Annotated in this window: 20 protein-coding genes and 1 tRNA gene; 10 read left to right on the forward strand and 11 right to left on the reverse strand. The window is 63.0% G+C overall.

Annotated elements, in window-relative coordinates; all coding sequences use genetic code 11:
- Positions 1-11: 11 nt before the first annotated feature.
- Entirely contained in the window at positions 12-2,147 is a 2,136-nt protein-coding gene (locus tag GXY01S_RS03385) for a beta-N-acetylhexosaminidase (protein ID WP_061272047.1), read from the forward strand.
- 64 nt (positions 2,148-2,211) lie between these two features.
- Here the strand turns inward: GXY01S_RS03385 and GXY01S_RS03390 are convergent, their stop codons facing one another.
- The 4 genes from GXY01S_RS03390 to GXY01S_RS17920 all read right to left on the reverse strand — a co-directional run bounded on the left by GXY01S_RS03390 (position 2,212) and on the right by GXY01S_RS17920 (position 6,432).
- Positions 2,212-3,408, reverse strand: coding sequence for a pyridoxal phosphate-dependent aminotransferase (locus GXY01S_RS03390; protein ID WP_061271981.1), 1,197 nt, complete (start codon positions 3,406-3,408; stop codon positions 2,212-2,214).
- 257 nt (positions 3,409-3,665) lie between these two features.
- Positions 3,666-5,018: a purine-cytosine permease family protein gene (locus GXY01S_RS03395; RefSeq protein WP_061271982.1), complete on the reverse strand. Its 1,353-nt coding sequence runs from the start codon at positions 5,016-5,018 to the stop codon at positions 3,666-3,668.
- Positions 5,019-5,121: 103 nt separating this feature from the next.
- On the reverse strand, positions 5,122-5,715 hold the full coding sequence (locus GXY01S_RS03400; protein WP_061271983.1) for a hypothetical protein: 594 nt from the start codon (positions 5,713-5,715) through the stop codon (positions 5,122-5,124).
- A 303-nt stretch (positions 5,716-6,018) separates the two neighbouring features.
- The gene (locus GXY01S_RS17920) at positions 6,019-6,432 is read right to left on the reverse strand and encodes a hypothetical protein (protein ID WP_129551792.1); all 414 of its coding nucleotides are present in this window, start codon (positions 6,430-6,432) and stop codon (positions 6,019-6,021) included.
- Positions 6,433-6,490: 58 nt separating this feature from the next.
- Here GXY01S_RS17920 and GXY01S_RS17925 point away from each other — a divergent pair, with 58 nt between their 5' ends.
- Complete coding sequence (locus tag GXY01S_RS17925) at positions 6,491-6,946, forward strand: hypothetical protein (protein ID WP_146222741.1); 456 nt, start codon at positions 6,491-6,493, stop codon at positions 6,944-6,946.
- 62 nt (positions 6,947-7,008) lie between these two features.
- Positions 7,009-7,371 (forward strand): hypothetical protein, encoded by a 363-nt coding sequence (locus GXY01S_RS03410; RefSeq protein ID WP_110570347.1) that lies wholly within the window; start codon positions 7,009-7,011, stop codon positions 7,369-7,371.
- 156 nt (positions 7,372-7,527) lie between these two features.
- Here GXY01S_RS03410 and GXY01S_RS03415 read toward each other — a convergent pair whose 3' ends face one another.
- Entirely contained in the window at positions 7,528-8,949 is a 1,422-nt protein-coding gene (locus GXY01S_RS03415) for a TolC family outer membrane protein (RefSeq protein ID WP_061271986.1), read from the reverse strand.
- 93 nt (positions 8,950-9,042) lie between these two features.
- Positions 9,043-9,729, reverse strand: a complete 687-nt coding sequence (locus GXY01S_RS03420; protein ID WP_061271987.1) for a protein-L-isoaspartate O-methyltransferase family protein — start codon at positions 9,727-9,729, stop codon at positions 9,043-9,045.
- A 181-nt stretch (positions 9,730-9,910) separates the two neighbouring features.
- On the opposite strand from GXY01S_RS03420, the gene GXY01S_RS03425 reads away from it, so the two are divergent.
- The 3 genes from GXY01S_RS03425 (at position 9,911) to msrA (ending at position 13,606) form a co-directional block, all read left to right on the forward strand.
- A tRNA-Cys gene (locus GXY01S_RS03425) sits at positions 9,911-9,984 on the forward strand.
- A gap of 246 nt (positions 9,985-10,230) precedes the next feature.
- Positions 10,231-12,924, forward strand: a complete 2,694-nt coding sequence (locus GXY01S_RS03430; RefSeq protein ID WP_061272048.1) for a valine--tRNA ligase — start codon at positions 10,231-10,233, stop codon at positions 12,922-12,924.
- A gap of 127 nt (positions 12,925-13,051) precedes the next feature.
- A complete protein-coding gene (msrA, locus tag GXY01S_RS03435) occupies positions 13,052-13,606 on the forward strand; it encodes a peptide-methionine (S)-S-oxide reductase MsrA (RefSeq protein WP_061271988.1) in 555 nt (184 codons plus the stop codon).
- An 89-nt stretch (positions 13,607-13,695) separates the two neighbouring features.
- Here the strand turns inward: msrA and GXY01S_RS03440 are convergent, their stop codons facing one another.
- From GXY01S_RS03440 to GXY01S_RS03460, 5 genes are all read right to left on the reverse strand, one after another.
- Positions 13,696-15,057, reverse strand: a complete 1,362-nt coding sequence (locus GXY01S_RS03440; RefSeq protein WP_061271989.1) for an ABC transporter ATP-binding protein — start codon at positions 15,055-15,057, stop codon at positions 13,696-13,698.
- A 9-nt stretch (positions 15,058-15,066) separates the two neighbouring features.
- A complete protein-coding gene (locus tag GXY01S_RS03445; protein WP_165165727.1) occupies positions 15,067-16,710 on the reverse strand; it encodes an ABC transporter permease in 1,644 nt (547 codons plus the stop codon).
- Between the two features lie 71 nt (positions 16,711-16,781).
- The gene (dut, locus tag GXY01S_RS03450) at positions 16,782-17,243 is read right to left on the reverse strand and encodes a dUTP diphosphatase (protein ID WP_061271991.1); all 462 of its coding nucleotides are present in this window, start codon (positions 17,241-17,243) and stop codon (positions 16,782-16,784) included.
- Complete coding sequence (coaBC, locus tag GXY01S_RS03455) at positions 17,240-18,469, reverse strand: bifunctional phosphopantothenoylcysteine decarboxylase/phosphopantothenate--cysteine ligase CoaBC (RefSeq protein ID WP_061271992.1); 1,230 nt, start codon at positions 18,467-18,469, stop codon at positions 17,240-17,242. Before coaBC ends, dut begins: the two co-directional genes overlap by 4 nt.
- The gene (locus GXY01S_RS03460) at positions 18,469-19,266 is read right to left on the reverse strand and encodes a class I SAM-dependent methyltransferase (protein ID WP_061271993.1); all 798 of its coding nucleotides are present in this window, start codon (positions 19,264-19,266) and stop codon (positions 18,469-18,471) included. Before GXY01S_RS03460 ends, coaBC begins: the two co-directional genes overlap by 1 nt.
- Before the next feature lie 29 nt (positions 19,267-19,295).
- Here GXY01S_RS03460 and mutM point away from each other — a divergent pair, with 29 nt between their 5' ends.
- From mutM to dnaN, 4 genes are all read left to right on the forward strand, one after another.
- Positions 19,296-20,150, forward strand: a complete 855-nt coding sequence (gene mutM / locus GXY01S_RS03465; RefSeq protein WP_061271994.1) for a bifunctional DNA-formamidopyrimidine glycosylase/DNA-(apurinic or apyrimidinic site) lyase — start codon at positions 19,296-19,298, stop codon at positions 20,148-20,150.
- Between the two features lie 130 nt (positions 20,151-20,280).
- Positions 20,281-20,550 (forward strand): 30S ribosomal protein S20, encoded by a 270-nt coding sequence (gene rpsT, locus GXY01S_RS03470; protein ID WP_061271995.1) that lies wholly within the window; start codon positions 20,281-20,283, stop codon positions 20,548-20,550.
- Positions 20,551-20,917: 367 nt separating this feature from the next.
- Positions 20,918-22,375 carry a chromosomal replication initiator protein DnaA gene (dnaA, locus tag GXY01S_RS03475; RefSeq protein WP_061272049.1) on the forward strand — a complete coding sequence of 486 codons (1,458 nt, stop codon included), beginning with the start codon at positions 20,918-20,920 and terminating at the stop codon, positions 22,373-22,375.
- Positions 22,376-22,483: 108 nt separating this feature from the next.
- On the forward strand, positions 22,484-23,608 hold the full coding sequence (gene dnaN, locus GXY01S_RS03480) for a DNA polymerase III subunit beta (RefSeq protein ID WP_061271996.1): 1,125 nt from the start codon (positions 22,484-22,486) through the stop codon (positions 23,606-23,608).
- Positions 23,609-23,617: the final 9 nt, after the last annotated feature.

Here is a 23,617-nt window from a genome sequence, read left to right on the forward strand (position 1 = left end):
TTATGTCCATCATGCCTTTTGCCCGTCGTTTTCGCTCCTTTGCCATGGCCATGCTCTGCGTAGGGACGGCCTGCACGCCTGCTCTGGCCGCCCCGGCCCTGATGCCGCAGCCCGTGCAGTACCAGCCCAAGGGCAGCGCCCTGCCGCTTGCGGGCGGGGTGCAGGTGCAGTGGCAGGGCGTGCGCTCCCCCCTGTTGGAGCGCGCGGTGGCGCGTTTCGGGCAGCGCCTGGCTGCCCTGAGCGCGCGCCCGGCGGTGGCGGGCGCGCCTGCGGGGCTGGTGCTGCGCATCAACTGCCAGCATGCCGACCCGGATATGCTGTCGGTTCACATGCGCGAACACTACCAACTCCGCACGGGGGCTGATGGCGCAACACTGGTGGCTGATGGCCCGGCGGGCGTGCTGCGCGGGCTGGCCACGCTGCTGCAACTCATTGAGCCCGGTGAGGCAGGCCCCGTGCTGGATGGGGCCGAGATTGATGACAGCCCGCGTTTTGCATGGCGCGGCATGCTGGTGGATGTCAGCCGTCATTTCATGTCGGTTGCAGCGCTTGAGCGGCAGCTGGACATGATGGAACTGACCAAGCTCAACGTGCTGCACCTGCATCTGTCTGACGGGCAGGGCTTCCGGGTGGAAAGCAGGGTCTATCCGCGCCTGCAGCAGGTGGCGTCACACGGCGAATACTATACCCAGCAGCAGGTGCGCGACCTTGTGGCGCTTGCTGCTGATCGCGGCATCCGCATCGTGCCGGAATTCGATGCGCCGGGCCACAGCTACGCCATGCTGCTGGCCTATCCGCAATATGCCGCCCAGCCTGTTACAGCCCCGCTCGACCCCAAACGGGTGGTACGCGCCGCATTCGACCCCACAAACCCTGATACATACGTATTCCTGGCCCGGCTCTATCATGAAATGGCGGGCCTGTTCCCTGATGCCTATTTCCATGTGGGTGGCGATGAGGTGCGGCCCGATGAATGGACGGCCAACCCCCGCATCAGCGCCTATATGCAGCAGCATGGCTATGCCAGCGCCACGGCCCTGCAGGCGGCCTTTACCCGCCGGGTGCAGGGCATAGTTGCGCATGAGGGCAGGACCATGATGGGCTGGGATGAACTGCTTGATGCGCCAGTGCCCCCCGGCATCGTGATCGAGCCGTGGCGTGGCTCGCGCTATACGGCGCAGGCCACGGCGGCGGGGCACCCGGTCGTGGTCTCGGCAGGGTATTATCTTGATCTGCTGCTGCCTGCGGCCGATCATTACCGTGTTGACCCGCTGGACCCGGTGGGCAATGGCCTGCCGCCCGATCAGGTCGCCGCAGCCCATGCACCTGCCCTTGTACCCTTTGCCCTTGACCCCGCCGCCTCAATGACCACGGCGCAGGACGGGCTGGTGCTGGGGGCGGAGGTGGCGTTATGGACCGAGATCGTGAGCGAGGAGATGCTTGATGCCCGCCTGTGGCCGCGCGCGGCAGCCCTGGCCGAGCGCTTCTGGTCGCCCGCCGCCGTGCGTGATGAGGCCGCATTGGCCCGCCGCCTGCCCGTGGTGCAGGCGGAACTCGAAGTGCTGGGCAACCGCGCCTCAGCCGATCGTCACCGCATGATGGCACGGCTTGCCCCTGATGGCATTGCCCCGCTTGCCACCCTGCTGGCCGTGACCACTCCGGTGCGCAATTACGCGCTCAACCATGTTTTTGGCCCGGGCCATGTGGCGGCTTCATCCATTCCCCCTGCGCTGGACCGGGTGGCTGATATCGCGACACCTGACAGTTTTCAGGCCGCAGCCTTCACGCGCGATGTCGCGGCCTATGTTGGTGGCCAGCGTGACCTTGCCGCCAGCCTGCGCGCCCGGCTGGAAACCTGGCGCGATAACGATATGCGCCTGCGCCAGATCGTGGCCACCCGCCCGACCCTGCGCGAGGTCCTGCCTGCATCGGGGCAGTTGGCGGAACTGGCTACAGTGGGGCTGTACGCGCTCGATGGCACGCTGGCGGTGCATCAGGCGCAGGTGGATGCAGTGTTACAGACAGCGCAGGCCCAGTTCGCGGCCTCGGCATCGATGCTGGCGGTGCGCACCAGCCCGCAGCCAGCGGGTGACCTGCTCCAGGCCATTACGCCCGGTATTGCGGGCCTTGTGCAGGGACATATGTAGGCACGGCAGTTTCTGGGGCAGGGTCAGGGCGCCATCTTTTGAAAAGACGGCGCCCGGAAAACTGTCAGGCCATGATCTGGTCAAGAGCCGTGCAGAAGGCCTGCATGTCCTGCGCCGAGCCAACCGTTACGCGTGACATGGTGGGCCAGATAGGCCAACTGCGGCCGATATCGACCTTGCTTCTGGCAAAGGCGTCGCGCATGGTCTGGGCGGGCTGCTTCCAGTCCACCATGAACATGTTGGCGTTGCTGGGCAGGTAGGTCAGGCCGTATTTTTTCAGGTGGGCGAAGGTTTCTTCCCGCGCGGCAATCATCTGGTTGCGGCGTTCGACAATCGCAGCACTCTGGGTCAGGCTGGCGGTGCCGGTGGCCAGCGCCACGATGGACAGGGTGCCTGACTGGCTGGCGCCATCATAGCGCATCATTTTGGCATGCAGGTCAGGCCGCGCCATGCTCAGGCCCAGCCGCAGCCCTGCCATGCCGAACAGCTTGGAGAAGGTACGCAGCACAACGACATCTTTGTTATCCGCCACGAGTTTCGCGGCGCTCGGGGTGCCTGCAAAGTGGATATAGGCTTCATCGACCAGCACGATCGAGCCTGCGGGCTTGTGGGCGACAAGCCATTTGATGTCGGCCAGCGGTGTGACGGTGCCGGTCGGGTTGTTGGGCGAGCAGACATAGTAGATGCCGGCATTTGGGTCGGCCGCCAGCATGGCCCTGACATCGGTTGCGTATCTGTTCTCCGCCCGCAATGGCACCTTGGTCACCTTTACGCCCAGCCACGCGGCGGTGCGCCAGGCGTTCTCGAACGTGGGGTCGGCCGTGACCAGGCCGCGCGTGGGCGAGCAGAAGGTGACGACCGTGCGTGAAAGCGGATCGCTTGATCCCGGCCAGGGCAGGATATGGGTCTGGGGCACCTTCTCGACCTGCGAGACGGTCTCTATCAACTGCGCGCGCAGGTTCGTGGGTTCGTAACGGTTGCCGTACTGCACCATCGCGGCACCCGCCTGCGCGGCATCGGGGAAGGGGCCGGTCCAGCATTCGTTGCTGCCAAGGCGGACCATGCCAACCTTGCTCTGCACTTCTTCTATCGGTGCCCTGGTGGGCGTGCCCTTGGCCGCTGCAGTGCCGCTGATGAGCGGGGAGGCGGCGATTGCCGCGGAACCCAGCCCGAGCAGGGCGGAAATGCGCCCGAACTGCCGACGGGAATAGCCCCGCTCCAGCAGGTCTTCGCGTGCTTCTTTTGAAAACAGATCACCCATGAACGTATCCCTTGCGCTCGTGCCGCAGTGCAATCAAACCATTTGCAAGCAGACACAGACTTCAGGGGCGCGTCAATGATTTCTTTGTAGGAACGACATTGCATATAATGCAACGAAATTTCATGAATATTTTTAAAAAACCTCCAAAAGAACGTTTTTTTTATACAGAACCCGTAAATTTCATCCCTGGCGTGAAGAAAGCCCGTGCAGTCATCAGGACGTGCTGTTCGCCGCAACCGTCGCCACAGGGAGCGCCATTACGTGCGCCTGCGCGTGGTTGTGGCGCGGATATAGAAGGCGGCGGTTACAAGCAGCCCCACCACCCACGATATGTCCACCCCATGCAGGCGGCGGGCGAGGCTGCCGGTATGAAACCCGTTCTGCATGAAGGGTATTTCAATCGCGATGCCAATGCCATAGGCGCACAGGGCGGGGATGTTGCAGTAGCCATAGGCCCCGCCATCGCGGCGGAAAAATGAGGCCACATCATAACGCCCCCGGCGCAGTAGGTAATAATCGGTCAGGTTGATGGCGGTCCACGGCACCATGATGGCCATGAGCAGGTCGAGGAAGGCGGCATAGGATTTCATGAAGCTGTCGGCCATGCCCAGCGCCATGCCCAGCGCAATCGCCACCAGCGTGCAGGTAACAAGCAGGCGTTCGCGCAAAGCGGCCCGCCAGTCCGGCATGAAGGTCTGGAGCACGGTTATGGCCGAGAGCGCGCCGCCGTACAGGCTCATGGCGTTGCCAAGGGCAATGGAAAGCGAAAGCACGATCATGACCGGCGTTGCCTGCCGCCCCGCCAGTTGCGCCAGCGTGGTGGCGACCGATACGCCCGGCCCATGCAGTGCAATCATGCAGCCCAGCATCATGGGCAGCGCCGTGCCCGCGACCGTGCCAATATAGGTGGTGAGAAAAGCGGTGCGGCGACCGGCTTCATCAGCGGGCAGGTAGCGCGATGAATCCGATACATAGGGCGCATAGGCGATCTGCCATAGCGCCGCGGTGGAAAAGGTGCTGAAAAAACCGGCTGCCGAGCCATGCATGTCGCGCAGCGTGCCGGGGGGAAAGGCTTCATAGCCCAGCCACAGGCAGTATAGGATAACCGCGCCCGCCACCCAGCTCACCACCTTCGACCAGGCATGGATGGTGTGGTAGCCCATGCAGCATGGCACAAGGCTCAGCACGGCAATGATCAGGATTGCGTTACGCCGCCCGGCCATGGGCAGGGCGGCATGGAGTGCTTCGCCCCCCACCACGAAATTCGAGGCCACGAAGCCGATATACATGAGCACGACAAGGCCGATGATGGGCACCGCGCCATAAAAGCCGAACTGTCCCCGGCTCTGCACCATCTGCGGCACGCCCAGCATCGGCCCCTGGGCTGCATGCAGCGCCATGAACACGGCCCCCGCCAGGTTGCCGAGTATGACGGCAATGGCCGACCACGTAAACGACAGGCCGAACAGCCCCGGCCCGAGTGCTCCGGTCACCACCGTGAGCAGGGTCAGGTTGGTGCTGAACCAGACCGCGAACAGGTCGCGCGCGCGGCCATGGCGCTGGTCGGGTGGAATCTGGTGTATGGTGTGGGTTTCAAACGCCGTGCTCATCAGACGCGTTATGCCTGATGAACGGCCTTATGGATATATGTCCGCCACGATATTGATCGGTTTGCGTTACGATCAGTCCCTGCCGCCTCTGCCCGGCGGGTCGTTACTGGAACGGATTGCCCGAATAGGACGGTGCGGTATAGCCTGCGGGCGGCACCACGTAATGCGGCGCACTATAGGAAGCGCCATGGCCGGGAGTGCTGAGTGCCCCGGGGGCGGAAAGACCTTCCTGCGCGGGCATGGAGCCGCTTGTGATGCCTGTGCCTGTGCCTGTGCCTGTGCCTGTGCCTGTGCTGATATCCATCGGCGTGGTCTGCAGGGGCCGGGTTGTGGCTGAAGGGAGTGCAACGCCCGTGCCACGGTAGTCATAGGCCGGATCGCCGCCTGACGGCAGGCGGCCGGCAGGGGTGGTAATGGCCCCGGTGGCGTCATAATCACTGGCGGAATAGCGACCGACGCAGTTCTTGCCCCGCTCGGCGGTGTGAACGGCTTCAAGCTCGCCCTTCAACTGACTGACCTGCTGTCGCTCCCTGGCTGTGGCGAGGTTTTGCGCATCTGTCTGGTCCAGTCCGGCCAGTTGGGCGCAACTGTAGCGCATGAAGGGTTCGGGATTGATATAGTGTGCGCTGGCATCCGATGGATTGGCAGCGCATCCGGCCATACTTAGAATACTCAGGCACAGGAGAGTTTTTTTCATGGGGTTCCTGTCACTCGATCAATATTAAATCATGGAACAGGTTCCGGGTGGCTGTCGCTGCCGGGGCCTGTCCGCCGATAACGCATGAAGATAGGACCTGCTCCATTTTTTTGGCGTTAACAGGACGGAGAGATGGCGTGGGTTGGGCTGTGTTAAGAAACTGTTTTAAAGCAACTCATTGATAAAAAATGATAAAAGTTTTTGGTGCTGCCTTTTTTCAAAAAAGCGGCGTTCTTCAAAGCTTTTTGAAAAAAGCTTCACCAAAAACTGCCTTGCGCATGCCGAGGGTTTTTTCAGGGAGCATCACCGGCGATGTATCGCCGATGCCAGCCAGCGTGTTGCAAAATCGCGTTGCTGCTGCACCGTTCCAATCCTGTCGGGCGGGGCATGATCGAATATATCGACCATATTACTGCGATCAGCCTGTTCCCCATGCCTGATGACATACACTTTCCTGCCGCCACACATGTTTCTGGACATGCCCGATGCCATGATGTCGGGGCGGGCGCCGATGCAGAGAAACCGTATTCCCGCTTTTTCAAATTCAAGACGTATGGTCTGGAAGGCTGCAAAAAGATCGGGGGCTTCATACCGCCTGGCCCATTTTTTTGGATGGATGATATTTATAAACCATGGATATTGTGTAGGAATTTCGAGAAAAATATCCTTTTCATCCCGATTTTCTGAAATTACTTTTACTGTTTGATATTTGATCATGATGAATGTTCTTAATTGAAAAGTAAATTTTCTATATTGAAGATGAGGGAGAAAAGGTTTGGTCAAGGTTGGTGATGTTTTTTATATGGATACCAATAAGGGGAGAGCGTATCTGCAATACATAAAACGCGTTGAGAAATTTGGATGGATGATCAGGGTTTTTTCGGGTTTTTATACCGAAAATTATCCTGATGCTGCAGAAATATCAAAATCTCCCGTAGCATTTTTAACGTTCTATCCAATATTTTCGGCAGTCAGACAGAAGCTGGCCCATAAAGTCGGGCACGTCCCACTCGATGCGGAAAGTCAGAAAATACCGATATTTCGGTACGGCATACCCAACCTCAGAACAGGAAAGGTTTCCGTCTGGTGCTTCTGGGATGGTGAAAAAGAGTGGGCTGTTGAAAACATTACTGATGAACAGCGTAAACTGCCCATAAAATGGATCATGAATTATCAATTTTTGAAAGAAATGATAGAAGATGAATGGCGCCCTGAAAAATGGCTGTGGTGATTGAAAATAAACCACATAGAATATAAAACTGTGTTTTACACCGCATAACAGAAAAACAGACAGTGCCCGATACTCTCCCCGCTGCCCCCACACCCATCGTTGTGGTGGCCCATCTCAACGCCCGCCTCCAGCCGGTTCAGCGGGGCAGTGTTTTTGAAGATCCGCTCGATGTCATGCTGCATGAAATGGGCATTGGCGAAGTTGTGGGCGGGGGCACGACCCTTGCGCCCGATCTGGTCGGCATTTCCGCCTGTGATATCGAGATTGCGGTCAAGGATGTATCACAAACCGTGCTGAAACAGGTCATGCAGGCCCTTGACCAGCTTGGCGCGCCCAAGGGGTCGGAACTGCGCCTGCCGGGCAGGGCAGCCCCCATCCCGTCCGATCCCCTTTGCGCCCGGTGCCGCATTGAGCAGATTGCATAAGCGCAATGGGGTATATGCCTGTCATCCACGTAAAAAATGATGCCCGGATACGAAGCTAGCCATAATGGAAAAGTTTTTGATGAAGCTTTTTTCAAAAAGCTTCAAATAACGCTGCCTCCATAAACATTGATGCAAATGGCGCACTGGCCCTTGCGCCTAGCGCCCCGGCTGGCTGGTGGCATAATCGCTGATGCCCCACAGCCGGTCATGTACGGCGCGGTAATAGGCGCGTTCATCATAAAGCTGCACGTCAAGGTTCAGGTCACGCGCGGTCAGGCGGCCAATGGCGGCGGTGGCCTGATAGGACGAGATGACAAGATTGCCCGCGCTGCGCACCAGCGCAATCTGGGCCTGGAGCAGGGTCTCCTGCTGCTGGAGCACGGAAAGCGTTGAGGTGGTGCCCACCATCACCTGCCGCTGCATGCCGTGCAGGGCAGTGGCATCGGCTTCGACGGCGGCGCGGTTGCTTTCAATCGCGGCGCGGTTGGCCTGCATGCGCTGCCAGCTTGCTGCCGCGAGTTGCACGGCGGCGCGGCGCTTTACATCTACCGTATGGGTGGCCTCATTGGCCTGCTGGCGGGCCATGCGCACGGCGGCATATTCGCCCCCGCCCTGATAAAGCGGCATGGACGCATTGACGAGGGCATATTTGTTATTGTTGAGCGAGCGGCCCTCATCCTGGTTGATGCCATGCATATAGGCCGCCTGCGCGCTGACCGTGGGCATGAGGGCGGCAAAGGCCACGCCTACTGCATCTTTTTTGGCCGCCTCGTCAAACAGGGCGCCAATTACGTCGGGGTTGTTCTGCACGGCCTGCGTCATGGCGTCCTGCTCGGTATGAAGCGGCAGGACAAGCGGCTGGGGCAGGGCAAGGTCATCGGGCGCGTCAACACCCACCACCTGCCGGTATGTGGCGCGATCGGCCTGCAGGGTACCTTCGGCCAGTTGCCTTGCTGCGCGCGCATTGGCCAGCGCGCCTGCCGCCTGCGCCACGTCGGTCTGGGTAATCTCGCCACCATGCGCGCGCAGTTCGGTGGCATGAAGCTGGGCTGCGTAAACCTGCTCGTTGTTGATGTCGATGCGCAGGATCTGCTCGTCCTCCACCACATTGACGTAGGCGCTGACCACATCGGAGAAGACCTGCTCCTCCGCCGCGATCAGCCGCGCGCGCTCGGCCATGACCGCATGGCGGGCCTTGTGCGTGCCAGCCGTGGTCTTGCCGCCGGTATAGATGGGCTGCGAAATGCTCACCCCGCCGGAATAGCCGGGGCTGTCATAGCGGCGGGCATAGCCGCTTTCCCCCGATGAGGGTTCCATGCGCATCAGGCCGGAATAATAGGACATGCTCGCCGTGCCCGTAATCGTGGGCCGCCAGCCGCCCAGGGCCTGCGGCACCTGTTCATCGGTCGCGCGCAGGGTTGCGCGTTCCTGCCGCAGCACCGGGTTGCCCAGATAGGCCGCGGCAAGGGCCGCATCCAGCGTGCGCGGTTCCTCGGTCGCCTGCGGCACGCGCCCCAGTGCGGTGCCGCTACACAGGAGTGCGGCGCTGCCCGCCCCGATTGCCCAGTTTCCCTTCATGTCCGCCCCTGCCAGCCTGATATGCCGGGCGGCACCATGACAGCCCGCCCCTGTCCAGTCCTAGCGGCAGGATGTTGCGTGCGGGTTAACCGGCTAGAACACGAAGGCGGGGGCAGGAGCCAGTTCAGGCAGCACGGGCACGGCGGCCTCGAACAATGGCTGCACCGCGCTGCCCTGCGCTGTCGCGGCAATGCGGCTGACCGATGTCACGCCCGATGCGGGCGCGATGGGAGCAATGATGCGCCCGCCCTGTGCAAGCTGCTCCACAATGGCCTGCGGCACGGCGCGCACCGCGCCATCAATGAAGATCAGGTCATACGGCGCCGAGGCCGGAGCCCCCTTGACCAGCGGCCCGTCGCACCACTGCACGCCGGGCGCGCAGGCAGCGCACAGGGCCTTGCCCATGGTGGCCAGTCGCGGGTCGGATTCGAGGGCGGTGACATGCAGTTCAAGCGCCATCGCACCCAGCAGGGACGCGAGGTAGCCCGTACCCGCCGCAACCACCAGCACCCGCTCGCCGTGCCGCAGGTCGGCCACCTGCAGCATGCGCCCCGTCACCCGTGGCTCGGTCAGGTAGCGTCCCTCGCCCAGCGGCAGGTTCTGGTCGGAGTAGGCAAAGGCCCGCAGCGCATCGGGCACGGCGCGTTCACGTGGCACAGTGCGCATGGCGGCGATAATAGTGGCATTGCCGACCTGCGAGGGGCGAATCTGGGCATCGACCATGCGCTGCCGGGCGGCAACAAAATCGAGTGGCGCGTAATCGGGGTCTGTCCTGTCCATAACGTTTCCTTGAAACACGTTGCCCCGCAGGGTGCTGAAGCTGCGACCCGGCCGGACGGGCGAAAATTTTTTCCGGCTTTTTTGTATTTATGCGCCGCTTTGGTCGGGAAACAACTGGAACGCTGCACACAACGGCTTGACCTGAGATGCATTTCAGCAGATATACCCCCTGCACCGTTAAGGTCTGGTGGCAGAATGGTGATGCAGCGGACTGCAAATCCGCGAATGTGGGTTCGATTCCCGCCCAGACCTCCACGCTTTCCCAAAAAACACATGGTCAATTGCACACTGCCGGTATCGCGCAGTGTCAAATGGACAGGGTCTGGGCTTTAAGGTCTGGCCGGGTCTCCATCAGCCCGTCATCCACCCGGGTCACCTTACATTCTGGCATAAAGATTACGGGCCAAGGCGTTCCCTTCGCGCCGGTTTGGGGTATATCTGCCCGTGGCCGGGCGCGTTGTCCTGCCCTGCGTCTGATTATGGTGGATCTGGTTTTTCGTGATGCTTGACAAGTCGTTCTCCCCCGCCGGGACAGAAACCTCCCTCTATGCCCTGTGGGAGGCCAGTGGCGCGTTCAGCGCACAGCCTGACAGCACGGCAAAACCCTATACCATCATGATTCCGCCGCCCAACGTGACGGGCACGCTGCATATCGGCCACGCCCTGACCATGACGTTGCAGGACACGCTCATCCGCTGGCGCCGCATGCAGGGGCGCGACACGCTGTGGCAGCCGGGCACCGATCATGCGGGCATCGCCACCCAGCTTGTGGTCGAACGCATGCTGCAAAAGGAAGGCACATCGCGCCAGGAAATGGGCCGCGACGCCTTTGTCGAGCGCGTATGGGAATGGAAGGCCGAGTCCGGCGGCGGTATTACAAAGCAGCTCCGCCGTCTTGGCGGTTCGCTCGACTGGCAGCGCGAGCGCTTCACCATGGATGATGGCCTGTCGGATGCGGTGAAAGAGGTGTTCGTCACCCTCTACCGCGAAGGGCTGATCTATCGCGACCGCCGCCTCGTCAACTGGGACCCCGCCTTCCGCTCCGCCATCTCCGACCTTGAGGTCGATAACCGCGAGAGCCGGGGCAGCCTGTGGTATATCCGCTACCCTGTTGAAGGCCAGCCGGGCCGCACCATCACGGTTGCCACCACCCGCCCCGAGACCATGCTGGGCGACATGGCCGTGGCCGTGCACCCCGATGATGAACGCTTTGCCGACCTGGTGGGCAAAAACGTCATCCTGCCGCTGACCGGCCGCCGCATTCCCGTCGTGGCGGATGAGCATTCCGATCCCACCAAGGGCAGCGGCGCGGTCAAGATCACGCCCGCGCATGACTTCAACGACTTTGAGGTCGGCCGTCGCCATAAGCTCGACATGCCCAGCGTGCTTGATGAGGAAGCCCGCATCACCCTTGCCGAGATCGAGGGCGAACTCCGCGCGGAGGAAGGGCTGGCTGATCCCGCCTTCGTGCGCACGCTGGCAGGCATGCCGCGCGATGAGGCGCGCAAGGCCATGGTGGCCGAGCTTGAACGGCTGGAATGGCTGGAAAAGATCGAGCCGCACACCAATCAGGTGCCGCATGCCGAGCGCAGTGGCGCGGTGGTCGAGCCGCGCCTGACCACGCAGTGGTACTGCGATGCCAAGACCCTCGCCGGTCCCGCCATCGAGGCGGTAGAGAGCGGCAAGATCGAATTCGTACCCCGGCAGTGGGAAAATACCTTCTACGCCTGGATGCGTGACATCCAGCCCTGGTGCATCAGCCGCCAGCTCTGGTGGGGGCACCGCATTCCTGCCTGGTATGGCCCCGATGGGCATGTGTTCGTCGCCGGTGACGAGGCGGATGCCGCCAGTCAGGCCCGCGCCCATTACGGGCAGGACACGGTGCTGACGCGTGACGAGGACGTGCTCGACACATGGTTCTCCTCCGCCCTGTGGCCGTTCTCCACGCTGGGCTGGCCGCAGCAGACACCGGAACTCGCGCGCTACTACCCCACCGATGTGCTGGTCACGGGCTTTGACATCATCTTCTTCTGGGTTGCGCGGATGATGATGATGGGCCTGCACTTCATGAAGGACGTGCCCTTCCGGCAGGTGTTCATCCACGGGCTGGTGCGTGACGAGCGCGGGCAGAAGATGTCCAAGTCCAAGGGCAACGGCATCGACCCGCTGGAGATGATCGACAGCTATGGCGCGGATGCCATGCGCTTTTGCATTTGCTCGCTCACCGGCCTTGGCCGTGACGTGAAGCTTGGACCGAAAAAGGTGGAGGAATACCGCTCCTTCATCACCAAGATCTGGAATGCCGCGCGCTTTTGCGAGATGAACGGTGTGGCCCCGGTTGCAGGATTCAACCCGGCCTCCGTGCAGTCTCCGCTGGGCCGCTGGATCCTGGCCGAACTGGCGCAGGCGGTGGAAGAGGCGACGAAGGCACTGGAAGCCTTCCGCTTCGATGAATATGCGGGCGCGTGCTACCGCTTTGTGTGGAACTGCTTCTGTGACTGGTTCCTTGAGCTGGCCAAGCCGGTCTTTGCCGCGGGCGACACGGCGGAAGCGGTCGAAACCCGTGCGGTGGCCGCCCATGTTCTGGGTACCATCGTGCGCCTGCTCCAGCCCGTGACCCCGTTCATGACCGACCGGCTGTGGCAGCATTTCGGCTTTGGCGGTGAAGGTTCGCTCATCACCGCGCCGTGGCCGCAGCCCGAACATCTGGAAGGGGCGAAGGACGCGCGTGAGGAAATGGAGTGGCTCATCCGTTTCATTTCTGCCATTCGCACCGTGCGTTCGGAAATGAACGTGCCGCCCTCGCGCCTGGCACCCGTGCTGTTGCGTGATGCATCCGCCACTACCGTGGCGCGTGCCGCCAAATGGGCGGAAGCGATTGGCCGCATGGCCCGCGTGTCCGAAGTGCAGCCGCTTGCAGGCGAGATGCCGCAGGGAGCAGCCCAGCTTGTGGTGGATGAAGCAACGCTGGTCATTCCGCTGGCCGGGATCATTGACCTGTCAGTTGAGCGCCAGCGGCTGGAAAAGGAATGCACCAAGGTGGATGGCGAGATTGCCAAGGTCGAGCGCAAGCTGGGCAATGCCGATTTCGTTGCCCGCGCCAAGCCCGAAGTCGTGGCCGAAAACCGCGAGCGGCTGGAGGCGTTCCAGGCAGAGCGCGTGCGGCTCAAGGCGGCCCTGGCGCGGATTGCTTAAAGGAAGAAAAGTTTTTGGGGGCTGCCTTTTTTCAAAAAAGCAGCTTTCTTTCAAAGCTTTTTGAAAAAAGCTTCACCAAAAACTTCTGGAATATTCTCTTCACGCTAACTTGGGGAAGGACGCCACCATGACCGCAAACGCATTGGAGACACTGGTGCTCGGTGGGGGCTGCTTCTGGTGCATTGAAGCGCCGTTCAAGGAACTGCGCGGCGTGCAGGCGATCGAGCCGGGTTACGCCGGTGGTCATGCCCCCGACCCGACCTACGAGCAGGTCTGCACGGGTCGCACCGGGCATACCGAGGTCGTGCGCGTAACCTTCGACCCCGCTGAGCTTTCATGTGCCGACCTGCTGCGCATATTCTTTGTCATGCATGACCCCACTACACTTAACCGGCAGGGCAATGACGTGGGCACGCAGTATCGCTCGGCCATTTTCTGGCAGGATGCCGCGCAGGAAAAGATGGCTTACGCCATACGGGACGAAATTGCGGCACAGCATGTCTGGCCCGACCCGATCGTGACCGAAATTGCGAAGCTGGACCATTTCTGGCCTGCCGAGGATTACCACCGCGACTATTTTGCCCGTAACCCCGGCAACCCGTACTGCAGCGCGGTCATCCCGCCCAAGATCGCCAAGATGCGCCGCCTGTTCCGTGACCGGCTGGTGGATTCCGTCGGTTAAGGAGAAAAGTCTTTGGTGAAGCTTTTTTCAAAAAGCTTCGAGGAGCACTGCCTTTTCGAGAACAGGCAGCGCCCGGAAGCCTTTATCCGCTAGCTACGGTCCATCGGGTCATCATCAAGAAAAAGCTGGTCGGCTTCCTCGTCAAAATCAAACAGTTCCGCATAGCGCGCCCAGCCGATCAGCGTCTGGAGCGTCTGGCGGGCGTAGTTGGGGGACATACTGTCCTCCAGTTCATCACGGAAGCGCTCGGCGCTGGCCCGGTGGTTGGGGCGCTCGTCCAGCACGGCGCGGATGGTGCGCACCATCGGGATGTTGTGCAGCATGCTCTGCCACAGGATGTGCTTGCGGATGTCGTGCTCGCTCTGCACAAAGCGCATGCCCTCGGGCGTGAGCAGGATATCGCCATCCTCAAGCTCGGCAAAGCCCAGCAGTTGCAGCGATTCGCCAAGGGGGAACAGGTCATCAAGCTCAAGCTGCAGGCGGCTGGCGAGCAGCGGCAGGTCGGCCCGGCCGTGCAGCGGGTCGGCGGCCAGGGTTTCCATCATGCCCACGATTGTGTTCATGGGCAGGGCGGGCAGCGCCACGGCATCGGCCGTGATCTGGACATGCTTCATGTCCGGGTCGGTCATGTCCGCTTCTGATACGACCGGCGCGCGGCGCGTCATCAGCGCGTAGATACGGTCCACGAACTGGCGGAAGGCCATGTCCTCGCGGTTGCGGGGGTGCTCGAAGGGCACCTGAAGCTCATAGGCCACCCGGCCGGGGTTGGAGGAGAAAATCAGGATGCGGTCGCACATCAGCACCGCTTCCTCGATATTGTGGGTGACCAGCAGGATCGACTGGATGGGCAGCTTCTTCTCCGCCCATAGTTCCACAAGATCGGTGCGCAGGTTTTCCGCCGTCAATACGTCGAGTGCCGAGAACGGCTCGTCCATCAGCAGCAGGTCGGGGTGAACCACAAGGGCGCGCGCCAGCCCCACGCGCTGGCGCATGCCGCCCGAAAGCTCCTTGGGGTAGGCATTCTCATACCCGCCCAGCCCGATCAGGTGGATCGCATCTTCCGCCAGCTTTTCGCGCTCGGCGGGTGCCACGCCCTGCGCTTCCAGCCCCAGCTCCACGTTTTTCTGCACCGTCAGCCACGGGAACAGCGCAAAGGACTGGAACACCATGGAAATGCCCGCAGCCGGCCCCTCCAGCTGCCTGCCTTTCCAGATCACTTCACCTGCGGTAGGTGGCAAAAGCCCCGCGATAATGCGCAGCAGGGTCGATTTGCCCGATCCCGAGCGGCCCAGCAGCCCCACGATCTCGCCACTGCGGATGCTCAGGTTCACGCCATCGAGCACCACAAGGTCAGTCGAACTTTCCTTGGGGTAGGCCTGCCTGCAATTGACGATCCGGACGAGTTCGGCGCCGGTCGGCTTCGGGGTGGTGGGAGGGGCTTGCTGCGGCATCAGGCGCTCTCAGTCAAAAGTGTAATGCCGGGCGGCATAATTGGATAACGGGCGCCACACGGCGCGATTGAGCAGCAGCACGAAGGCCGCCATGACCGCCATGCCCAGCCCCACCTGGTCGGTTGCCCCCGCCACGGTGGCGTGGGCAATATAGGCGCCCAGCCCCTGCGCGCTCAGGGTGGTGTCGCCCCAACTGGCCACTTCGGTGGCGATGGCGGCGTTCCATGCCCCGCCCGATGCGGTCAGTGCGCCGGTGATGAAATAGGGTGTTATGCCCGGTAGCATCACCCGCCGCCACCACAGCCATCCCTTGACGTGGAAGTTGCGCGCCGCCTCAAGCAGGTCACCGGGATAGGATGAGGCACCGGCCACGATATTGAACAGGATATACCACTGCGTGCCCAGCAGCATGAGCGGAGTGAGCCAGATATTGCTGTTGAGGTGCCAGTGCACGATGGCCACCACGACAAGCGGAAAGAACAGGTTGGCGGGGAAGGCGGCCATGAACTGCGCCGCCATCTGCGCATGCCGCGCCCGCCGGGGCGACAGGCCCAGCCAGATCCCCGCAGGCACCCAGATCACGGAGGCCACCAGCACCGTGATCATGACGCGCAGCAGCGTCAGGCCGCCCAGCGCCATGACATGCACAACCTGCCCCATGCTGTAATGCGCAAGGGCAAAGGTCCATGTCTTCCAGCCCAGTGTGAGGGCGCACAGGGCAATGCCCGCAATCCAGGCTGCATCCATCAGGCGGGGGGGGATGAGCGTGCGCACGGGGGTAGACGGGCGCGGGCCAAGCGCCAGCCAGCCAATGCGGGTCATGCTCTCGCCCACGCGCAGGCAGAAACGGCGCAGCAGGTGCGTGCGACGCAGCAGTACCAGCACCCACGGGTCGGGGGTCGCCAAGGTCGCGCCGTCATCGGTCTGGAAGCGCGCGGACCATGCCACCAGCGGGCGGAACAGAAGCTGGTCATAGGCCAGGATCACGGCCAGCATGGTGAGGATGGCGTAGAAAATGGCGGCAAGGTTCCGCTGCTCGATCGCAACGCCCACATATGAGCCGATGCCGGGCAGGGCGATATCGGTATTGCCCACCGTGATCGTCTCGGAATAGACGACCATGAACCACCCGCCAGACATCGATATCATGGTGTTCCACACCAGGGCGGGGATGGCGAACGGCACCTCGAGCCGCCAGAAGCGCTGCCAGGGGGTGAGGCCAAAGCAGCGGGCGGCTTCCTCAAGGTCAGGCGGCACGGTGCGCAGCGACTGGTACATGGCAAAGGCCATGTTCCATGCCTGGCTGGTGAAAATGGTGAAGATGGCGGCGAGTTCCGCCCCCATCATCCGCCCCGGAAACAGCCCGAGGAAGAAAATGACCGTAAAGGTGAGAAAGCCCAGAATGGGCACTGACTGCAGGATATCAAGCAGCGGCACCAGAACCTGCCCCGCCCGCCTGCTCTTGGCGGCCCACACGGCATAGGTGAAGGTGAACACCAGCGAGGCGGCAAGGGCTGCGAACATGCGCAGCGTGGTGCGCACGGCATAGCCGGGCAGGTAGGCCGGGCTGAGGTGGATGGTCCCGGCCTCGCTTGCGGGAATGGGTACAAGCATGTGGCGGCCCGCCGTGGCCACCACGACCGCGCCCGCCATGATGGCAAGCAGGCCGAGCAGGTCCGCTATATTGGGGCGGACGCGCAGGTTACCCGGTTGGCCGCCTGTGCTCACCCTGCCGTGCCCGTGCTGCCAAAGCCGCCCGCGCCACGGGTGGTTTCATCAAGCTCGGCATATTCCACCCACGCGCCGCGCACCACGGGGGCGAGCACGCCCTGGGCGATGCGCATGCCGCGTTCAATCACGAAGGGCGCATCGCCTGCATTCATCACGATAATGCCGATCTCGCCGCGATAATCCTCATCAATCGTGCCCGGCGCGTTGGGCAGCATCACGCCATGCCTGAGCGCAAGCCCCGAGCGGGGGCGGATCTGGAGTTCATAGCCACGCGGCAGCGCCACGCACAGCCCGGTGGGCACCAGCGCGCGGCCGCCCGGCGCAATGGTCATGGGTTCGGTCACGGCGGCGAGCAGGTCCATGCCGGCGGCGCCCTCGGTGGCGTAGGCGGGCAGGGGCAGGTCATGCGCGTGCGCCAGGCGCCGGACCTGAATGGGCAGGGGGGAAAGGCTCATGGGGTGTGTCCGTCAACATGTGGTGCGTTGAAAAAGGCTGTGATGCGCGCCACCAGGCGCTGCGCCACCTGCGTCTTGTCCAGCCGGGGCCAGTGGGTGCAGCCTGCCGCGTCGATCAGGTCGATCTCATTTTCAGCCCCGCCCATGATGCCGCTTTCAGGGCTGACATCATTGGCCACAATCCAGTCGCAGCCCTTGCGCAGGCGCTTGGCGGTGGCGTGTTCAACCACATGCTCGGTCTCGGCGGCAAAACCCACCACCAACCGTGGCCGCGCAGGCGAAGGCTGGCTCAGCGTGGCCAGAATATCCGGGTTGGGCACAAGGCGGAGCGCAGGCGGGGGCTGGCCTGCGGTTTTCTTGATCTTCTGGGGGGCTTCATCCACATGCCAGTCCGCCACGGCGGCGGTGCACACGGCAATATCGCACGGCAGGGCCTGCATGCACGCCGCCAGCATGGCGCGTGCCGTCTCGACGCGCACAATATGCACGCCCTGCGGGTCGGGCAGGGTGGTGGGCCCGCTGACCAGCGTTACGTCAGCCCCGGCTGCCGCCAGCGCGCGCGCAATGGCATAGCCCTGCGTGCCCGATGAGCGGTTGGCCAGATAGCGCACCGGGTCGATCGGCTCATGCGTGGGGCCTGCGGTGACCAGCGCGCGGCGGCCTGCAAGTGGCTGCGCGCCGTCCAGCCGGGCCAGAATGGCGGCAAGGATGGAGTCGGGCTCGGCCAGGCGGCCCGGCCCGTGCTCGTTGCATGCCATCAGTCCGGTTTCAGGGCCGACGAACGCCACGCCACGGGCCGCAAGCGTTGCGATATTGGCCTGTGTGGCGGGGTGCTGCCACATCCGCGCGTTCATGGCAGGGGCCGCCAGCACCGGGGTGTCGGTGGCCAGCAGCACGGTGGTGGCGAGGTCATCGGCCAGGCCCGCGCTCATGCGGGCCAGAATATCGGCGGTGGCGGGGCAGACCACGATCAGGTCACTGCTGCGCGAAAGGGCGATATGGCCCATCTCGCTTTCATCGGTCAGGGAGAACAGGTCGCTGAACACGCGCTCGCCACTCAGGGCCTGAAGCGACAGCGGCGTTACGAATCGCGCGCCACCTTCGGTCAGCACCGTGCGGACACGGATGCCGTTTTCCCTGAGCCTGCGGATGAGTTCGAGCGCCTTGTAGGCGGCGATTCCCCCACACACCACCAGCAGGACAGAACGGTCTGCCCGTGCCCCCATCAGATCTTCCAGCCGGAATGGATGGCCGCGATCCCGCCCGAGAGGTTCTGGTAGGACACGCGTTCAAGCCCCGCCTCGCGCATCATGTCGGCCAGGGTTTCCTGATCGGGGAACATGCGGATGCTCTCGGCGAGGTACTGGTAGCTCTCGCGGTCGCCTGCAATGGCCGCCCCCATGCGCGGCAGCACGTGAAAGGACCAGGCATCATACACAGGCGCAAAGGCCGCGACCTGCACGCGTGAGAACTCAAGGCACAGGAACCGCCCGCCGGGGCGCAGGATGCGATGCGCCTCGCGCAGCACCTGCAGCTTGTCGGTGCAGTTGCGCAGGCCGAAGGCGATGGAGACGCGGTCCACCGAGTTATTGGCCAGCGGAATGGCCTCGGCATCGACGGCCAGGAAGTTGAGGCCCGACACCAGCCCGCGTTCCATCGCGCGGTTGCGGCCCACGGTAAGCATGCTCACATTGATGTCGGACAGGATGGCAGGCCCGCCCCCGCCGCGCAGCCAGCCGAACGAGATGTCCCCCGTGCCGCCAGCCAGGTCGAGCAGCGACAGGTCGGGGTGGGGGGCGAGTTCGTTGACGAAAATCTTTTTCCATGCGCGGTGAATGCCCAGCGACATCACGTCATTCATGATGTCGTATTTGGAGGCCACGCTGTCAAAGACTTCGCGCACCATGGATTTCTTCTCGCGCAATGGCACATCGCGGAAGCCGAAATCGGTGGTATCCGCATGGCGGTCATCGGGACGGCCGGCGGAAGGGGAGGGATGGTATGGCTGGCTATTGTCGGTCATGATGCACAGGTATAACCCCAGATGAGGCCATGCCGGAACTCCCTGAAGTTGAAACTGTGATGCGCGGGATGCGAGTGCATCTTGAAGGTCACACTATTTCCCGCGCCAGCACGCACCATACGGGGCTGCGCTGGCCGTTTCCGCCCGGTCTGGCCCGTGCGCTGGAAGGCCAGCGGATTGATGGATTCGCCCGGCGGGGAAAATATATCCTCATGACCCTTTCAGGCGGGATGGTGGTGGTGCTGCATCTGGGCATGTCCGGGCGCGTGCTGCTCTCGCGCCCCACGGCAGCCGGGCGTGCGGCCCCGCCCGCCCTGCACGAGCATCTGGTGATCGAGACCGCGGAGGGCGCGCGCTGCGGGCTGGTGGACCCCAGGCGCTTTGGCATGGTCGATCTGGTGCCGGCAGTGGAGGTGGAGCGCCATCGCCTGCTGGCAGGCATGGGCCCCGAGCCGCTGGGCAACCGCTTTGGTGGTCCGTGGCTTGCGGCAAAGGGCCGTGGGCGGCGCACGAGCATCAAGGCGCTCCTGCTCGACCAGCGCGTGGTGGCGGGGCTTGGCAATATTTATGTGTCCGAGGCGCTGTTCCGCGCGCGCATTCACCCCACGCGGGCGGCGGGCGCGATCAGTGCCGGGGAATATGACGAACTGGCAGCCCAGGTCCGCGCCGTGCTCGACGAGGCGATTGCCGCAGGCGGCTCAAGCCTGCGTGATTATGTGCAACCCGATGGGGAACTGGGCTATTTCCAGCATGCCTGGCGCGTTTACGGGCGCGAGGGGCTGGGGTGCCCCGATTGCCCCGGCCCGCCTGCGTGTGACGGGGTGGAACGCATCACCCAATCGGGGCGTTCGAGCTTCTTCTGCCCCCGATTGCAGGAGGCCTGAGACGATTTAGGCAAAGACTTGTCTTGACGAATACGGTCAGGGTGGACTAGATCGCCAGCCTGATATGGGATGTCCGCACGATCGGGTGGCGGACCGCCGTAACCTGATTTATGCAGATGAACTGAGAGCAATGGCCAATACAGCATCCGCGCGCAAGCGCATCCGTCAGAACGAACGCCGCAACGCCCGCAACACCGCACGTCTGTCGCGCGTACGCACCTTCGTGAAGAAGATTGAAACCGCGATCGCCACCGGCAAGAAGGACGACGCCGTGGTGGCCCTGCGTGAGGCACAGCCCGAAATGCAGCGCGCCGTTGGCAAGGGCGTTCTTCACGCCAACACGGTTGCCCGTCGTATTTCCCGCCTGTCCGCCCGTATCAAGTCTCTCGCTGCTGCGTAAGATACGGCTGGTTTCTTTCATCTGAAAGAAAGCTGGAAGTAATAAAGGAGGTCGTCTGTCGCCATTATTGGCGATGGCGGCCTTTTTTTATTATCAGCATCTTCATGGTGTGAACGGGTTTTGGCAGGGGCGGGGCAGATTCCCGTTGCTTCGCCCGATTCCGTGCTCTAAATTACGAGGATAATTCCAGCGTCATCGGTTGTCCTGGCAGCAAGGGCCGGGCCGTGGGTCGTGCCAGTGGCACGGCTTGTGGCCTGTCCTGTGGGATAAGGGCCGGTGGCGCGGGGTGGTGGAATGGAGCGGGGTTACGGCAGGGACATGCGCGCAGGCGGTGTCCTTTTCGTGCCCCATGTGGCGGGGAGCGGATATGACGGGCGGACTGGAAGGCTACGACGCAGTGGCGGAAGCCAACGCGCAGAAGAGTGTGCTCGCCATCCACTGGTCGCGCATCTGCGAGCGGCTGAAGGCCGAGGTGGGCGAAGTCGAATACCGCACCTGGCTGCGCCAGATCACGGTCGGCCCGGTGGAGGAGGACGAGATCACCCTCTACCTGCCCACGCGCTTTTTGCGGGACTGGGTGCGCGGCCAGTACGGCGACCGGCTTGGCGCGCTGTGGCATGCCGAAGTGCCCGCCATCCGCCGGGTCGAGCTGCAGGTGGCCCGCCCCGCAGCCCAGTCCGCCCCCGGGGCGCAGGATGCTACGCCCGCACCGGAGTCCGCCACGCCCCCGGTTGAACCGGCAGCCCCCGCGGCAGCGCCCGTCGTGGTGGAGAGTCCGCGCCAAGCCGAGGTGCGCAGCGACCTTGCGGCCCCGCTTGAGCCACGCTTTACGTTTGACACCTTCATCGTGGGCAAGCCCAACGAGTTCGCCTATGCCTGCGCCCGCCGCGTGGCCGAGCGCCCGTCCAGCCCCGGCTTCAACCCCCTGTTCCTGTATGGCGGCGTGGGCCTGGGCAAGACCCACCTCATGCACGCCATTGGCGCGGAACTGCTGCGCGGCGGCAAGGTCTCGGTGGCCTACATGTCGGCCGAGAAGTTCATGTACCGCTTCATCGGGGCCATCCGCTCGCAGTCCACGCTCGAGTTCAAGGACCAGTTGCGCTCCGTCGATGTGCTGATGATCGATGACCTGCAGTTTCTCATTGGCAAGGACAACACGCAGGACGAATTCTTCCACACCTTCAACGCGCTCGTCGATGCCGGGCGGCAGATCGTGGTCTCGGCCGACAAGTCGCCCTCCGACCTGTCGGGGCTTGAGGACCGGCTGCGCACCCGCCTTGGCTGCGGCATGGTGGCCGATATCCACGCCACCACGTTCGAGTTGCGCATTTCCATCCTCGAGGCCAAGGCCGCGGCCTCCGGCGTGGTGGTGCCAGCCAAGGTGCTGGAATTTCTTGCCCACAAGATCACGTCGAACGTGCGCGAGCTTGAGGGCGCGCTCAACCGGCTGATCGCGCATGCCAACCTGTTTGGCCGCCCCGTTACGCTGGAGGCAACGCAGGATGTGCTGCACGATATCCTCAAGGCGCATGACCGGCGCGTCACCATCGAGGAAATCCAGCGCAAGGTGGCCGAGCACTGGAATACGCGCCTGACCGACATGTTCTCCGCCCGCCGGGGCCGGGCCGTGGCGCGGCCAAGGCAGGTGGCGATGTATCTGGCCAAGCAGCTGACCAGCCGCTCCTACCCCGAGATCGGCCGCAAGTTCGGCAACCGCGATCACACCACCGTCATGTATGGCGTAACCAAGGTGGAGCAGTTGATGGCGCAGGACCCCGCCTTTGCCGAGGACGTGGAACTGCTGCGCCGCATGCTCGAGACCTGACGCATTTCGGGCCTGCGCCCCTTTACCGCTGTTGCTTCGGGCTGCTAGACAGGTCTCCCCCGTTTTGTGCTTTTTCGGGCGCTGCGGGATGTGGAGGATATCGTACCGATGAAGTTGAAGGCTGACCGCGTAACGCTGCTCAAGGCACTGGCCCATATCCAGAGCGTTGCCGAGAAGCGCAATACCATCCCCATCCTGGCCAACGTGCTGATCAATGTCACCGATGGCGCCATGACGCTGACCGCCACCGACATGGAAATTGCCGTGGTCGAGGGCATGGCGGCGGAAACGCTGCGTGATGGCGCGGTCACGGCGCCGGCTGCGGTGCTGTACGAAATCGTGCGCAAGCTGCCCGATGGCGCGCAGGTCGAATTCGACCATGCCGGGGGCGATGCGCCGCTTGGCCTGCGGGCGGGGCGTTTTGCCACCAGCCTCAACGTGCTCGATGTGGATGACTTCCCCTCCATGATGGCAGGCAGCCTGCCGCATGAATTCAGCATTCCGGCCCAGGTGCTGCGTGGCCTGATCGACCGCACCCGCTTTGCCATCTCCACCGAGGAGACGCGCTACTACCTCAACGGCATTTTCCTGCATGTGGCCGAAGGCGAGGCCGGGCAGGTGCTGCGCGCGGTGGCGACCGACGGCCACCGCTTGGCCCGTGTCGAGACCGAACTACCACCGGGCAGCGAGGGCATGCCCGGCGTGATCGTGCCACGCAAGACCGTGGGCGAACTGCGCAAGCTGCTTGATGAAGGGCCGGAGCAGGTTGACGTTGCCCTGTCCGATACCCGCATCCAGTTCACCATCGGCAACATCACGCTGACCTCCAAGCTGATCGATGGCACGTTCCCCGAATATGAGCGCGTGATCCCGCACGGCAATGACCGCATCCTGCGCGTGGGCAAGAAAATCTTTTCCGATGCAGTGGCCCGTGTCGCGGCCATCAGCCAGGAGCGTTCGCGCCCGGTCAAGCTGAGCATGGCGCATAACCTGCTCACGCTGTCAGCCGCCAGCCAGGATCAGGGCTCGGCCACCGAGGAACTCGACGAAAACCACGTCTCCTACGATGCGCCTCCCATCGAGATCGGCTTTCAGGCCCGCTACCTCAACGACATTACCGACCAGGTGGAAAGGGAAGTGGAGTTCGCATTTTCCGACAGTTCCGCCCCGACCATCGTGCGCGATGTGGACAGCCCCTCGGCGCTGTACGTGCTGATGCCCATGCGCGTTTGAGCGCGCCTC

This window comes from Komagataeibacter xylinus NBRC 15237 (genome assembly GCF_001571345.1).
Classification (GTDB): Bacteria; Pseudomonadota; Alphaproteobacteria; order Acetobacterales; family Acetobacteraceae; genus Komagataeibacter; species Komagataeibacter xylinus.

Bases quoted from the DNA above. Each gene is read 5' to 3' on its own strand.
- GXY01S_RS03460 (WP_061271993.1), bottom strand. From the start codon at position 19,266: ATGACCGACAATAGCCAGCCATACCATCCCTCCCCTTCCGCCGGCCGT.
- msrA (WP_061271988.1), top strand. From the start codon at position 13,052: ATGACCGCAAACGCATTGGAGACACTGGTGCTCGGTGGGGGCTGCTTC.
- GXY01S_RS03400 (WP_061271983.1), bottom strand. From the start codon at position 5,715: ATGAAAAAAACTCTCCTGTGCCTGAGTATTCTAAGTATGGCCGGATGC.
- GXY01S_RS03415 (WP_061271986.1), bottom strand. From the start codon at position 8,949: ATGAAGGGAAACTGGGCAATCGGGGCGGGCAGCGCCGCACTCCTGTGT.
- GXY01S_RS03440 (WP_061271989.1), bottom strand. From the start codon at position 15,057: ATGCCGCAGCAAGCCCCTCCCACCACCCCGAAGCCGACCGGCGCCGAA.
- GXY01S_RS03430 (WP_061272048.1), top strand. From the start codon at position 10,231: ATGCTTGACAAGTCGTTCTCCCCCGCCGGGACAGAAACCTCCCTCTAT.
- dnaA (WP_061272049.1), top strand. From the start codon at position 20,918: ATGACGGGCGGACTGGAAGGCTACGACGCAGTGGCGGAAGCCAACGCG.
- GXY01S_RS03390 (WP_061271981.1), bottom strand. From the start codon at position 3,408: ATGGGTGATCTGTTTTCAAAAGAAGCACGCGAAGACCTGCTGGAGCGG.
- GXY01S_RS03445 (WP_165165727.1), bottom strand. From the start codon at position 16,710: ATGGCGGGCGCGGTCGTGGTGGCCACGGCGGGCCGCCACATGCTTGTA.
- rpsT (WP_061271995.1), top strand. From the start codon at position 20,281: ATGGCCAATACAGCATCCGCGCGCAAGCGCATCCGTCAGAACGAACGC.
- coaBC (WP_061271992.1), bottom strand. From the start codon at position 18,469: ATGGGGGCACGGGCAGACCGTTCTGTCCTGCTGGTGGTGTGTGGGGGA.
- dut (WP_061271991.1), bottom strand. From the start codon at position 17,243: ATGAGCCTTTCCCCCCTGCCCATTCAGGTCCGGCGCCTGGCGCACGCG.
- GXY01S_RS03420 (WP_061271987.1), bottom strand. From the start codon at position 9,729: ATGGACAGGACAGACCCCGATTACGCGCCACTCGATTTTGTTGCCGCC.
- GXY01S_RS17920 (WP_129551792.1), bottom strand. From the start codon at position 6,432: ATGATCAAATATCAAACAGTAAAAGTAATTTCAGAAAATCGGGATGAA.
- mutM (WP_061271994.1), top strand. From the start codon at position 19,296: ATGCCGGAACTCCCTGAAGTTGAAACTGTGATGCGCGGGATGCGAGTG.
- dnaN (WP_061271996.1), top strand. From the start codon at position 22,484: ATGAAGTTGAAGGCTGACCGCGTAACGCTGCTCAAGGCACTGGCCCAT.
- GXY01S_RS03395 (WP_061271982.1), bottom strand. From the start codon at position 5,018: ATGAGCACGGCGTTTGAAACCCACACCATACACCAGATTCCACCCGAC.
- GXY01S_RS03385 (WP_061272047.1), top strand. From the start codon at position 12: ATGCCTTTTGCCCGTCGTTTTCGCTCCTTTGCCATGGCCATGCTCTGC.